The 13,622-nt window shown below is 45.8% G+C and carries 12 protein-coding genes; 4 read left to right on the top strand and 8 right to left on the bottom strand.

The features are described from left to right. Nucleotides 1–186 precede the first annotated feature (186 nt). Nucleotides 187–930, top strand: a complete 744-nt coding sequence (locus tag L5L91_RS17300; protein ID WP_263208403.1) for a YdiY family protein — start codon at nt 187–189, stop codon at nt 928–930. A gap of 242 nt (nt 931–1,172) precedes the next feature. Then, complete coding sequence (locus L5L91_RS17295; protein ID WP_263169163.1) at nt 1,173–2,615, top strand: MFS transporter; 1,443 nt, start codon at nt 1,173–1,175, stop codon at nt 2,613–2,615. A gap of 127 nt (nt 2,616–2,742) precedes the next feature. Here L5L91_RS17295 and rlmB read toward each other — a convergent pair whose 3' ends face one another. The 8 genes from rlmB to zapE all read right to left on the bottom strand — a co-directional run bounded on the left by rlmB (nt 2,743) and on the right by zapE (nt 10,649). After that, entirely contained in the window at nt 2,743–3,483 is a 741-nt protein-coding gene (gene rlmB / locus L5L91_RS17290) for a 23S rRNA (guanosine(2251)-2'-O)-methyltransferase RlmB (protein WP_028759536.1), read from the bottom strand. Then, on the bottom strand, nt 3,484–5,907 hold the full coding sequence (gene rnr, locus L5L91_RS17285) for a ribonuclease R (RefSeq protein WP_263176651.1): 2,424 nt from the start codon (nt 5,905–5,907) through the stop codon (nt 3,484–3,486). Nucleotides 5,908–5,946: 39 nt separating this feature from the next. After that, entirely contained in the window at nt 5,947–6,603 is a 657-nt protein-coding gene (gene motX, locus L5L91_RS17280) for a flagellar protein MotX (RefSeq protein ID WP_105251405.1), read from the bottom strand. Nucleotides 6,604–6,715: 112 nt separating this feature from the next. Beyond that, nucleotides 6,716–8,011, bottom strand: a complete 1,296-nt coding sequence (locus L5L91_RS17275; protein WP_263237252.1) for an adenylosuccinate synthase — start codon at nt 8,009–8,011, stop codon at nt 6,716–6,718. 72 nt (nt 8,012–8,083) lie between these two features. Then, nucleotides 8,084–8,272, bottom strand: a complete 189-nt coding sequence (locus L5L91_RS17270) for a DUF2065 domain-containing protein (RefSeq protein WP_198573776.1) — start codon at nt 8,270–8,272, stop codon at nt 8,084–8,086. Between the two features lie 138 nt (nt 8,273–8,410). Continuing rightward, complete coding sequence (rpsI, locus tag L5L91_RS17265) at nt 8,411–8,803, bottom strand: 30S ribosomal protein S9 (protein WP_006083052.1); 393 nt, start codon at nt 8,801–8,803, stop codon at nt 8,411–8,413. Nucleotides 8,804–8,817: 14 nt separating this feature from the next. After that, nucleotides 8,818–9,246: a 50S ribosomal protein L13 gene (rplM, locus tag L5L91_RS17260; RefSeq protein WP_105251403.1), complete on the bottom strand. Its 429-nt coding sequence runs from the start codon at nt 9,244–9,246 to the stop codon at nt 8,818–8,820. Between the two features lie 290 nt (nt 9,247–9,536). Next, nucleotides 9,537–10,649, bottom strand: coding sequence for a cell division protein ZapE (gene zapE, locus L5L91_RS17255; protein WP_105251402.1), 1,113 nt, complete (start codon nt 10,647–10,649; stop codon nt 9,537–9,539). Nucleotides 10,650–11,061: 412 nt separating this feature from the next. On the opposite strand from zapE, the gene degQ reads away from it, so the two are divergent. After that, complete coding sequence (gene degQ, locus L5L91_RS17250) at nt 11,062–12,414, top strand: Do family serine endopeptidase DegQ (RefSeq protein WP_263237249.1); 1,353 nt, start codon at nt 11,062–11,064, stop codon at nt 12,412–12,414. Nucleotides 12,415–12,529: 115 nt separating this feature from the next. Further along, nucleotides 12,530–13,612 (top strand): outer membrane-stress sensor serine endopeptidase DegS, encoded by a 1,083-nt coding sequence (gene degS, locus L5L91_RS17245; protein ID WP_263146696.1) that lies wholly within the window; start codon nt 12,530–12,532, stop codon nt 13,610–13,612. Nucleotides 13,613–13,622: the final 10 nt, after the last annotated feature.

Genomic DNA, 13,622 nt, shown 5'->3' with positions numbered 1-13,622 from the left:
CGGTATTGGCTCAGTCAGACCAAATGGAGGCAAGGAACGAAAAATAGTGACTGATTTGAGCGCGAGATAGTACAGAAAGCAAGCCAGAAACTCAAGCAATAACTTTGCCTCGCCAATCAATACAGGTATGATGGCGGTTCGCCTACATTCGGACGTCTGAAATCAGCTAACCAAGAATAAAACATAATGCTAAAAGTTATTGCGCCAATCGGTTTGTTTTTCCTTTCATTTCCAGCGCTTGCGCTTGTTCCACCTGATTATCAGGAACCGCCCAGCGATTTTACCGCGGAAATCGAAGCTGGCTTGCAACTGAACACAGGCAATACCGAATCCAGCAGTTTTAATGGTCGAACCCAACTGATTTACGATACAAAGCAAACCAAGCAAGAAGCCACACTAAAAGCCTATTTTGCCTCAGAAAAAAGTCAAACAACCTCCGAAAAATATGAGCTACAGTTACAATCGAACTATAAACTGACTAAGGGTTATGTCTTCGGACGTGGTGATTTTACTTGGGATCAATTCGGTAGTTACACACAAATATCAACGCTTTCGAGTGGTTACGGTTTCAATGCTATCAGTAGTTATAAAACAAAACTCAGTCTCGAGTTCGGCCCAGGTTATCGATATAACTTACCTGCAGAATCGATAACCATCCCCAGCCCTGATGCCGAAAAAGATGTCATTCTTCGTACCGCTGCCAAATTCTCTCAAAAACTACAGGAATACAGCAGTCTCAATGCCGATCTCACCGCGGAAGTGGGCGAGAACAACAACACCCTCACCTTAGATATGAACTATAAAAATCTGGTGTTCCAAGATTGGGCATTTAAGATCGGTATGAACATCAAATACACTGAAGTGGTACCAGAAGGAAGCCAACCCATGGATACCATCACCACCTTCAACTTGCTTTACACTTTTAGATAACTCCTTTTAAAAAATACGAAAAAATACATAGACTAACATGACGCTCACAGCCTACTCGGCTGGCGTCTATGTGAATGCTTCACAAGCATCCCCTTGAGTTGTTCCGACATAATTCAGTGATTTTTTGAGCAGAAATGCGCAATTAATCAAGATTTACCAACAATTTGCAACACAACATAAACACTAACCCCTGATATACTCACTCCTCATTATCAATCTAGTTTGTGTTTTCGGAGTTGTATATGACTAATCCGCTGCGCACTTTCGCCTCTTTATATAGCACCACATTATTAATGGTATTAGCCGGCGGCTTGCTTACCACCTATCTTGGGCTCAGGCTCTCAGTAATGAATGTGCCACAAATATGGATTGGCGGCATGATGTCGGCCTACTATGTTGGCCTAGTGGCTGGCTCTAAGATTGGTCATCGACTTATCGCTCAAGTGGGCCATATCCGCGCCTTTGTCGCCAGTGCAGGCATAGTCGCTGCATCGGCATTAGGCCATGCACTCGTGGATGAGCTAGCGGTTTGGCTGCTCCTCAGACTTGTAGTCGGCATGGGAATGATGTGCCAATACATGGTGTTAGAAAGTTGGCTCAACGAACAAGCTGAAAGTAATCAAAGGGGCACAGTGTTTGCGAGTTATATGATCGTATCTTACTTCGGCTTAATCTTGGGCCAAGGTGCGATCAGTATTTTCCCCGACTTAGGACTAGAGCCACTACTGCTTATCGCAATTTGTTTTTCACTCTGTATCGTACCGATTTCACTCACGCGTCGTCTTCACCCTGCGCCCTTAGTGCCAGCCCCACTCAAAATTGCCTATTACTGGAAAAAAGCGCCACAAGCACTCACGACAATCGCGATTGGTAGCATGATAGTGGGTTCGTTTTATGGTCTCGCTCCCGCCTACGCCAGTAACTTAGGTTTACCGCCTGAAAAAGTCGCCACGTATATGACGGCAACGATTTTAGCGGGATTACTGGCACAGTGGCCAATGGGAAAATTGTCCGACATTATGTCCCGCAGTCGCCTTATCCGTATCAACTGTATATTGCTCGGTATCTTAGCCTTGGCTATCGCCTTAACCCCTTATCATCCGGTGATTTCACTGGTGATGACCTTTCTATTTGGTATTTTAGGTTTCACTTTTTATCCGCTCGCCACAGCGCTTGCCAACTCTCGAGTAGAGCAAAATGAGCGGGTCGGCTTATCAGCAACAATACTATTAACCTTCGGCTTAGGCGCCAGTATCGGTCCGCTTATCGCATCGACATTAATGCAATGGTTTGGCAATAACATGTTATATGGCTTTATGTCAGCCTGTACCTTAATACTCTTTGTGCGTTTACGTTATGTACATTCACAGCAAAAAGTCGAAACTAATGTCACCCAAGACTACATAATGGCGACGGGCGACTTAGTCTCTTCACCACTGGCGGCAGCATTGGACCCACGGGTTGATGTTGAATCAATTCAAGAGCATATGACGCCCAGCGCTAACTTAGATGAATCGGAGCATGATTTAGGTGCCGATGGCGTCGATGACGATATTATCGATGATAATGAGAGTGATGAGGAGCAACTCGCCTTTAGTTTCGATATTGAGCAAGCAGAGCCTGAAGCCGTTCAAATAGATGAAACTGATAGCCATCAGATCAACCTAGACAAAGCGATGACGTAAAAAAGGCCAATAAAAAACGGATTAACTTTATATCGTTAATCCGCCTTTTTATTACGACCAGTTGTTACTGCAGGTTGTTACTTCAAGCCTGATACTGCATATGTGAGATCAGGCAAACGTAAGCATATTAGCTACGACGCTGACGCACTGCTTCAAACAAGCAAATACCCGTTGCAACCGATACGTTCAAGCTAGAAACACTACCGGCCATAGGGATAGAGATCAGTGAATCGCAAGACTCACGGCTTAAGCGGCGTAAACCTTTATCTTCCGCACCCATGGCAATCGCCAATGATCCCTTGAGATCGGCTTGATAAAGCTCGCAATCTGCCTCGCCCGCAGTGCCCACAATCCACACACCTTTATCCTGCAGGTGACGCATAGTGCGCGCAAGATTAGTCACTTGGAATAAAGGCACTGTTTCCGCAGCGCCACATGCAACTTTACTTACCGTGGCCGTTAAGCCAACTGAATTGTCTTTAGGCACGATAATACCTTGTACGCCAGCCGCATCAGCATTACGTAGGCAAGCGCCTAAGTTATGGGGATCCGTCACACCATCCAAGATCAACAGGAATGCTTGCTCAGTGTTAGCAAGCAGCACATCTAAATCTTGCTCATTCAATACTTTCGCCGCTTTAACACGCGCGACTATGCCTTGATGTTGGCTGCTTTCCGCTTTGTCATCTAAGGCTTTACGAGAAGCGACTTGAATCGTCGTGCCAAAGGCTTTGGCCTGATCGGCCAGCACAGTTAAGCGCTCATCGTCACGACCTTGTAACAGCCACAACTCAATAATGCGCTCAGGGCTGTGTTTTAACAGGGCTTCAACTGCGTGGATCCCAAAAATAATATCTTGTTTTTTCATTTATTTCTTTCTCGTGCTCCGCTTAGCGGCTTTTGGCTTTTTAGCCGGATCTTTTACTGCTGCTTTTTTAGCTTTAGTGCCAGCTTTGGCCTTAGGTTTGGTTTTACCTGTTTCAGCCTTGGCGCTAGATGCCGCGGTTTTGCCTGCTTTACCTTGCTTAGCGCCTTCACGATTAACGCGCTCACGGGCTGTCATCGGCTTATCACGGCTGGCAGATGCTTTACGCTTACCACCTTTGCCGTCATCACCCAGCATAACCAAATCAATCTGTCTGTCATCTAAGTTGACTGCAGCAACCTTAACCGTCACAGGATCGCCGACTTGATAGACTTGACCTGTGTGCTCACCGATAAGACGTTGACGCATAGGGTCGAATTGGTAGTAATCGCTACCTAGACTTGAGATATGCACTAAGCCATCGATAAACAGTTCATTTAAGCGTACAAACAAACCAAAACTGGTCACTGAGGCAATCACAGCTTCAAAGGTATCGCCGACGTGATCTTGCATAAACTCGCACTTCAGCCAATCGCTGACATCGCGAGTCGCTTCATCGGCACGACGTTCTGTGGTCGAACACTCTTCGCCTAATTTGTCGAGCTCATCGAGCTGATAGTGATAGCCACCATCCTGCGTCCACTTCTCAGTGGCTTCGCCTCTTTCCTTCGCCAGTAAATAACGGATCACACGATGTAACACTAAATCCGGATAGCGGCGAATGGGTGAGGTAAAATGTGCATATTCTTCTAAGGCTAAACCGAAGTGACCTTCGTTATCCGGAGTATAAATTGCCTGACGCATAGAACGCAGTAACATCACTTGGATAAGTTCAGCATCAGGGCGGTCGGCAATTTGCAACATCACATTCTGATAATCTGACGGCGTTGGCTCAAGTCCGCCAGGCATAGTCAAACCACGCTCAGCAAGGAACTCTTTAAAGTTCGCCAACTTTTGCTCAGATGGCGCTTCATGCACACGATACAAGACTTCGCCTTTGTGCTTCTTCACAAATTTAGCCGCAGAAACGTTGGCTAAAATCATACATTCTTCAATGATTTTATGAGCTTGATTACGGCCACGCGGCACGATTTTATCAATCTTGCGCTGCTCATTGAAAATGAACTGCGTTTCCATGGTTTCAAACGCAATCGCACCACGCTCGGCCCTTTGCTCATCGAGCGCTAAATACAATGACTGTAAACACTGCAAATGCGGGAACAAAGCCTCGTGCTCAGGCGCAATGGGGCCGCCTTCTAACATTGCTGCCACTTGGGTATAAGTGAAACGGGCATGGGAATACATCACAGCCGGATAAAACTTATAACCTGATAACTTACCTTTAGCAGATACGGTCATCTCGGCGACCATACATAAACGGTCGACGTGGGGATTAAGCGAACAGAGGCCGTTGGAGATTTTCTCCGGCAGCATAGGGATCACTTGCGACGGGAAATACACTGAGTTACCACGGGCACGCGCTTCGGTATCTAAGGCAGAATCGGTACGCACATAATAACTAACGTCCGCAATCGCAACCCATAAACGCCAGCCGCCACCGGCTTTTTTCTCCGCGTACACGGCATCGTCAAAATCGCGGGCGTCTTCACCGTCGATCGTCACTAATGGCAGATGACGTAAATCCACACGACCGACTTTATCGGCGTCGGTTACTTCATCGGGAATACGGCGCAGTTTCTTCTCAATCACAGGTGACCAAGTATGGGGTAAATCATAATTACGCAGGGCAATTTCGATTTCCATCCCCGGCGCCATTTGCTTACCGAGCACTTCAGTCACTTTACCCGCAGCCTTAACAAAACGGCCAGGGCGACGCGTTAATTCAACCACCACCACATCGCCTTGGCGGGCGCCGTTGCGATCTTCATTCGCGACTAAAATTTCTTGGGTAATACGCTTATCATCGGCAATGACAAATGCCATACCGCTATCAACATGATAACGGCCAACAATCGCGGCACTGCGCGGCTGGATCAAACGCACCAAACGTGCTTCGCGACGACCACGACGATCTGTGCCTGCTTTTTGCGCCAGCACTTTATCACCGTGGAAATACATCAGCATGTCGCGGTTCGAAATAAATAAGTCATCACCGCCTTCATCGGGTTTGAAAAAGCCGAAGCCTTCTCTGTGTCCGAGCACAGTGCCGGGGATCAGATCCATTTTCTCGGGTAAGCCATAGCTCTGCCCACGGGTGAACACCAGTTCGCCATCGCGTTCCATCGCACGTAGGCGACGGCGCAAGGCCTCAAGTTGTTCTTCCTCTTGGATGTTTAACGCCGCGGCAATGCTGTCACGGGTGATAGGTGATTTTTGAGAACGTAAGTAATCGAGAATATACTCACGGCTTGGGATAGGATTTTCGTACTTATCCTGTTCACGCTCAAAATGAGGGTCTTTGATCATTCAATATCCAAATAATGTGTCTCTAGATTAAGAGACCACTTAACGGGTTCGCAACTGTTCTTGCTGGGCCCGCGCCACTGCACTGGGGGGCATTTTAGCTGCTAACACCTGCAGTAAAGACAAGGCTTTTTTCTTAGTCGCCTCGTCCGCAAATACATCGTTATATAACCAATGATAGGCCATCTCGTAATCCCTAGGACTACCATAACCTTCACCGAATAAACGAACTAACATCATACGAGCGGATAAACTGCCACTTGCAGCCGCAGGCAGTAAATAATGCACTGCTCTGTCTTTATTGCGGATGACAAATTTCCCACTCTGATAATACTCGGCAAGCTTTAACATCGCTTCTGAGCTACCTTGTTCGGCCGAGTCACGTAACAAAGCAATACCCTTCACAGGGTTAGCCTTCACACACGTTCCATGATTGAGCATTTCGCCCCAAAGAAATTGATATAAAGGCTGTTTTAAGACTTGGGCTCGCGCCTCAATGTCTTGGACTAACTGGCAATCATCACGTTTCACTTTCGCTAAGTATTGATTGCTACGGATCAAATCAAGCAATTGATCTTGACTATAAATATCCACCGCCTGCGTTTCAGCAAAGCACATTGAAGATACTAAAGGCAGTAGCGCAACGAGTGCTGTACGTAGCATAACGACTCTCAATGACAGTAGGATGAATACTTGCATCGGCAGTATAACCTATTTCTTGAGCTTGAGCTGAATTTCTAACCGCAGAATAAAACAGAGAAAGGCATAAAGAAGCAGAGAAAAAGGCCGTGAAACACGGCCTTAACAGATCTTAATTGAACGGATTAACCAAAATCATGGTTTCGTTACGATCAGGACCCGTAGAGATAATGTCGATTGGTGTTTCTAATAACTCTTCAAGACGCTTGATATAATTGATCGCTGCTTGAGGCAGTTGCTCAATTGATGTCGCGCCAAAAGTCGACTCGCTCCAACCCGGCATAGTTTCATAAACCGGCGTAACCAGTTCATAACCTTCAGCGGCAAGCGGAGTGACTTTAGAGATAGTGCCATCAGGATTCTGATAACCGACACAAATCTTCACTTCTTTCAGACCATCAAGTACATCTAACTTAGTCAAGCAGAAGCCGCTAACACTGTTGATTTGAACTGCGCGGCGCATTGCTACAGCATCCAACCAACCTGGACGACGCTTACGACCCGTTGTTGCACCAAACTCATGACCTTTAGTACCTAAATGATCGCCGACTTCACATAATAGTTCAGTTGGGAATGGACCTGCACCTACGCGAGTGGTGTAAGCCTTCATGATACCTAAGACATAGTCTAAGTGACGCGGACCAAAACCTGAACCCGTCGCAACACCACCGGCAGTGGTATTTGAAGAGGTTACAAATGGGTATGTTCCGTGGTCGATGTCGAGTAATGTACCTTGAGCGCCTTCGAACAGAATTGGCTCACTGGCTTTACGCGCAGTATCCAATAGTTCAGTCACATCAACACACATGCTCTTCAGATAATCGGCCATAGCCAACGCATCTGCTAGCGTTTGCTCGTAATCAACCGCTTCGACTTGATAGTACTCTGTCAGCATAAAGTTATGGTATTTCATAACTTCTTTCAGCTTTTCAGCAAACAGTTCAGCATTGAACAGGTCGCCTACTCGCAGACCGCGACGAGAGATCTTGTCTTCATACGCAGGTCCAATACCACGGCCAGTTGTACCAATAGCTTTATTACCGCGCGCTTTTTCACGGGCAATATCAAGGGCACAATGGAAGGGAAGGATCAGCGGACACGCTTCAGAGATCAACAGACGTTCCTCAACAGGAACTCCACGATCTTTCAGCATGTTGATCTCTTTCATCAGGGCGTCAGGTGCAAGCACCACACCGTTGCCAATAATGCATTTCACATTATCGCGCAGGATACCCGATGGGATCAGATGAAGAACGGTTTTTTCACCGTCGATAACCAAGGTATGACCAGCATTGTGGCCGCCTTGATAGCGCACTACATATTTTGCCTGTTCTGTTAGAAGGTCGACAATCTTACCTTTTCCTTCGTCACCCCATTGGGTGCCGAGAACAACTACGTTTTTGCCCATTATTTGCTGCAAGGTTGCGGTTAAAAAAGAATTTTAACAGATCTTAGTTAATAAGGGCAAGCAGGCTATTTTTCATGCAAAAATAACCCAAAGAACTACTCCAGCCGTGACTAATGCCCCACCAAGTCGCTGGATAACTTGCTGATTTTGATGGGAGAGTTCATTTAAATAACGACGCCATTTATTTGGGAATAATAATGGCCCAAGGCCTTCCAAAACCAACACAAGTGCCACTGCTAGCATAAAAATTTGAAAAGTCATGCTTACCTCAAACTCACTCGCTTAATATAAATTTATTGTATATCAGCATACTCCAACCAAAGAGTTTTCTTATACCGTCAATTTTTAGCCAATAAAAAACCCAGCATAGGCTGGGTTTTTTGATATTCCAAAAACGAATTAACGCTTAGAGAATTGTGGCTTACGACGTGCTTTACGTAGACCCACTTTCTTACGCTCAACTTTACGAGCGTCACGGGTAACGAAACCAGCAGAACGTAGAGATGGACGCAGTGCTTCATCTAATTGCATCAGAGCACGGGTAATACCGTGACGGATTGCGCCTGCTTGGCCAGTGATACCACCGCCTTTAACAGTTACATAGATGTCCAGCTTGTCAGTCATTTCAACTAACTCTAAAGGTTGACGAACAACCATACGAGCAGTTTCACGACCAAAATACTGATCCAAAGGACGTTGATTTACAACGATGTTGCCACTACCTGCTTTAGCGAAAACGCGAGCTGTAGAGGTTTTGCGACGGCCAGTGCCGTAGTACTGAGTTGCAGCCATTTGCTTAATCCCGTTTAGATATCAAGAACTTGAGGTTGTTGTGCAGTGTGGTTATGTTCTGCGCCAGCGTAAACTTTCAGTTTACGGAACATGGCACGGCCCAGAGGACCTTTTGGTAACATACCCTTAACTGCTTTCTCGATGATCATTTCTGGCTTTTGCGCTTGCAGCTTTTCAAAGCTGATTTGCTTAATGCCACCAGGGAAGCCTGAATGCGAGTAGTACGTTTTGCCTTTCGCTTTGTTACCAGTAACTGTCACTTTTTCAGCATTAACAACGATGATGTAATCACCGGTATCAACGTGTGGAGTGTATTCTGGTTTATGCTTACCGCGTAAACGGACAGCGATTTCAGTAGCGATACGACCTAAAGTTTTGCCGTCTGCGTCGACGACGAACCAGTCACGAGTTACAGTTTCTGGTGTAGCAGTAAAAGTCTTCATTATTACAAAAACCCAAAGTTAATTTTCTGTCTCACATGCTGTCTGCATTTGCAAACAACACAAAATTGCCTTTTAGTACCCCTTCGAGCACCGACTTCGGCTTACAACTTCCGCCCAATTGGCGGAGTAACGTGGGCAGGTGGCGGAGTATAGACAAAGCTGAGTTAAAAATCACCTGATATTTTGATAAAAATTATAAAATATCGACCAATCGGACTTGTCATCCTAAGGATTAACAAGCCTCTGGTGATTTAAGGCCGCAGCTAATGCAAAACTCTTACACTACAGGGTTACGGCAGGTGTTCGGTTTTTAAATAATCGTGGGATTGCATCTCAATTAAGCGTGAACGGCAACGTCTAAATTCGAAGTTAAGCAAACCATCGGCATAAATATCTTCGAGTGGCACTTGAGCCGATACAATCAGCTTTACATTGCGCTCGTAAAATTCGTCGACCATAGCTAAAAAACGTCTGGCGATATCATCGCCTGTCAAAAAGGCGCCCATTTGTTCTATGCCACTCACGAGGACAGTGTGATAAATCCGCGCAAGTTCCATGTAATCACGCTGGCTTCGTGGACCATCACAGAGCGCTCTAAAATCAGCCAACAATACGCCCTGCGCCTGCTGCCGAATACTAATACTGCGGCCTTCTATTTCGATGTCAGCAGTAAGCACCTCAGACTCAGGCGCTAACTGACTAAAATAACGTATCAGATTGGCATCAGCTTGTGCATCTAACGGATGATGATAAATCTCTGCTTGCTCAAGGGTACGCAATCGATAGTCAATGCCAGAATCCACATTGAGTACTTCACAATGTTGATTAATTAAGGCTATCGCAGGTAAGAAACGTGCGCGCTGTAAGCCATTTTTATATAAGTCGTCGGGGATAATATTCGAGGTTGCAACCAGCACAACGCCTTCTTTAAATAACGCTTGAAACAGCGTACCTAATAGCATGGCATCGGTAATATCAGAGACAAAGAATTCATCGAAACAGATAACGCGATATTTTGCAGCCATCTTTTTCGCAATCACCAACAAAGGATCGCGAACGCCTTTTAACTCATCCAAATCTAAATGCAATTGATGCATAAAGCGATGGAAGTGAGCCCGTAATTTTTGTTCACCAGGCAAGGCATCAAAAAAAGTATCCATCAAGTAAGTTTTACCGCGCCCAACTCCACCCCAAAGATACAGGCCTTTAGGTGATGCTGGTGCCGATTTTAAGCCTAATGCGCTAAACAATTTCCCAACAATAGAACTCGGCTCTTCTGCCGTAGTTAAGTCTTCATAGACGCGTTGTAAAGCCTTAACGGCAATTTCTTGAGCCGGATCATGGGAAAAACCATCACGAGTAAGATCTTTTTGATAATGCTGCCAAGGGCTTAACTGAGGCACGTTTAAATTCTCTTATGTCCTTTATTAAAACTGTGACGATATTAGCACGGCCAATATGACGCAGGATATATTAATGCAGAATACGACTTTTACCTTAACGCTAAACTGCATACAAACGTCTAATAAGCCTCTATGCTGTAGGTCATTTTAATCGGCAAAATCCGCTGATATTAGGGCTTGAAAAATCCTAATCTCGCCCACAGATTTCTGTTCAGCAACAAGTATGAAACAGCCGAAAAAATAGGCTAAAAAAATTAACATTTATTAATATAATGAACTTTTTCAATAAGGTGCGAGTCAGAGTGATTACCTAGGCAAATAGCCGGTACCGATACAGATTTGATCTGGCACTCGCACGATTGCTGATGCATTACATCCAGATCTTTCAACCCTTATTTGGAGTTATGAATAGATGAAAACAAAATTATCTGTACTTTCAGCCGCAATGTTAGCCACGACCCTGACTATAATGCCTGTCGTCTCACAGGCCGCCATTCCACAGACGGTTGAGGGACAATCCATTCCAAGTCTTGCGCCTATGCTTGAGCGTACGACGCCCGCAGTCGTATCAGTAGCGGTAACGGGGACTCATGTTTCTAAGCAAAGAGTACCTGATGTTTTCCGTTACTTTTTCGGCCCTAATGCGCCACAAGAGCAAGTGCAAGAACGTCCTTTTAGAGGCTTAGGCTCAGGCGTCATTATTGACGCAGAAAAAGGCTATATCGTCACGAACAACCATGTGATTGACGGTGCTGATGATATTCAAGTTGGTCTTCACGATGGCCGTGAAGTAAAAGCAAAACTGATTGGTACTGACTCAGAGTCAGATATCGCATTATTGCAAATTGAAGCGAAAAATCTCATCGCAATCAAATCCTCTGATTCCGATGATTTACGCGTAGGTGACTTTGCCGTTGCCATTGGTAATCCCTTCGGTTTAGGTCAAACCGTCACCTCGGGCATTGTTAGTGCTTTAGGCCGTAGCGGCTTAGGCATTGAAATGCTGGAAAACTTTATTCAAACCGATGCCGCGATTAACAGTGGTAACTCGGGTGGCGCACTCGTCAATCTTAACGGCGAGTTAATTGGGATTAACACCGCAATCGTAGCACCGGGCGGCGGTAACGTCGGTATTGGCTTTGCCATCCCTGCTAATATGGTGAAAAACCTCGTGGCACAAATTGCCGAACACGGAGAAGTACGCCGCGGTGTATTAGGTATTTCGGGACGTGATCTCGATAGCCAACTCGCCCAAGGTTTCGGTTTAGACACTCAACACGGCGGCTTCGTGAATGAAGTAGCCAAGGGCAGTGCCGCAGAGAAGGCCGGTATAAAAGCAGGTGATATTATCATCAGCGTTGATGGCCGTGGTATTAAGTCATTCCAAGAACTGCGAGCTAAAGTCGCCACTATGGGTGCAGGTGCTAACGTTGAGTTAGGACTCATCCGTGACGGTGATAAGAAAACAGTTAAAGTGACCTTAGGTGAAGCGAGCCAAACCAGTGAAACAGCGGCTGGTGCCGTGCATCCTATGCTGCAAGGTGCGTCCTTAGAAAACTCATCTAAGGGCATTGAAATTACCGATGTCGCACAAGGCTCACCAGCGGCCATGAGTGGCTTACAAAAAGGAGATGTGATTGTCGGTATTAACCGTACTGCGATTAAAGATCTTAAGACACTGAAAGCACAACTTAAAGATCAAGAAGGTGCCGTTGCACTGAAGATAATGCGTGATAAGAGCATGTTGTATTTAGTCCTACGTTAATCGACAAAATAGGCCATTTTTTCTGCCATAGATGAGCATAGGGAGCTTAGGTTCCCTATGCTTACATCGATTAAACATGTTAATCTAACTCACCTTTTTCTAGATCCATCCTGCCATGACTATAAAAGACACTCTGTTATATCTCGGTAAAGCCACCCTTTTCGGCCTTATCATGGCGGCCATGTTTTTATTGGTGACACGTTATATCGATAACCAATCCCTCGGTAGTAGTCTGCTACAAACCCGTGCCAACAACACAGTCGAGCTATCCTTTGCCAAGGCGGTACGCCGTGCAGCTCCTGCCGTTGTGAATATTTATAGCCTCAGCATAGATCAGAATCGGCCGCTTAATTCAGGCTCACTTCAAGGTCTAGGTTCTGGGGTGATAATGAGTAAAGAAGGTTATATTCTCACTAATTATCATGTCATTAAGAAAGCCGATGAGATTGTTGTCGCCCTGCAAGATGGACGCAAATTTACCTCTGAAGTGGTTGGCTTCGATCCTGAAACCGATTTATCGGTACTTAAAATTGAAGGCGATAACTTACCGATTGTCCCCGTTAATCTCGACAGTCCGCCTCAAGTCGGTGATGTCGTACTCGCTATTGGTAATCCCTACAATTTAGGCCAGACCATTACCCAAGGCATCATCAGTGCCACGGGGCGTAACGGCTTAAGTTCAGGTTACTTAGACTTCCTACAAACCGATGCAGCGATTAATGCGGGTAACTCGGGTGGCGCACTCATTGACACTAACGGCAGCCTTATCGGTATCAATACCGCAGCATTCCAAGTGGGTGAAGAAGGCGGCGGCCACGGGATTAACTTCGCTATCCCGATTAAATTAGCCCACAGCATCATGGGTAAGTTGATTAAAAATGGTCGCGTGATCCGTGGTGCCTTAGGAATTTCTGGCGAGCCGATTAACCCTGTAGTGGCACAAATCCTTAATCTACCCGATCTAAAAGGTGTGCTCGTTACGGGTGTCGATCCTAATGGCCCTGCGGCCCGTGCCCTGCTAATGCCAAGGGATGTGATTATTAAATACGATGGTGAAGATGTGCCAGGCGTTGAAATGCTAATGGACCGCATCGCTGAAACCACACCGGGTAAAAAAGTGATGATGACTGTGATACGCCAAGGTAAACAACAAGAGTTGCCTGTGATTATCGATGAGAAGGTTGTGATCGATAACTAAAGCGTCACTC

The organism is Shewanella sp. SM55, assembly GCF_025654025.1.
In the GTDB taxonomy this organism is placed as follows: domain Bacteria; phylum Pseudomonadota; class Gammaproteobacteria; order Enterobacterales; family Shewanellaceae; genus Shewanella; species Shewanella oncorhynchi.
This window is presented reverse-complemented; position numbering and strand designations above follow the sequence as displayed.

Coding starts and splice junctions, on each gene's coding strand:
- L5L91_RS17300 (WP_263208403.1), top strand. CDS start 187: ATGCTAAAAGTTATTGCGCCAATCGGTTTGTTTTTCCTTTCATTTCCA.
- L5L91_RS17295 (WP_263169163.1), top strand. CDS start 1,173: ATGACTAATCCGCTGCGCACTTTCGCCTCTTTATATAGCACCACATTA.
- rlmB (WP_028759536.1), bottom strand. CDS start 3,483: ATGAAAAAACAAGATATTATTTTTGGGATCCACGCAGTTGAAGCCCTG.
- rnr (WP_263176651.1), bottom strand. CDS start 5,907: ATGATCAAAGACCCTCATTTTGAGCGTGAACAGGATAAGTACGAAAAT.
- motX (WP_105251405.1), bottom strand. CDS start 6,603: ATGCAAGTATTCATCCTACTGTCATTGAGAGTCGTTATGCTACGTACA.
- L5L91_RS17275 (WP_263237252.1), bottom strand. CDS start 8,011: ATGGGCAAAAACGTAGTTGTTCTCGGCACCCAATGGGGTGACGAAGGA.
- L5L91_RS17270 (WP_198573776.1), bottom strand. CDS start 8,272: ATGACTTTTCAAATTTTTATGCTAGCAGTGGCACTTGTGTTGGTTTTG.
- rpsI (WP_006083052.1), bottom strand. CDS start 8,803: ATGGCTGCAACTCAGTACTACGGCACTGGCCGTCGCAAAACCTCTACA.
- rplM (WP_105251403.1), bottom strand. CDS start 9,246: ATGAAGACTTTTACTGCTACACCAGAAACTGTAACTCGTGACTGGTTC.
- degQ (WP_263237249.1), top strand. CDS start 11,062: ATGAAAACAAAATTATCTGTACTTTCAGCCGCAATGTTAGCCACGACC.
- degS (WP_263146696.1), top strand. CDS start 12,530: ATGACTATAAAAGACACTCTGTTATATCTCGGTAAAGCCACCCTTTTC.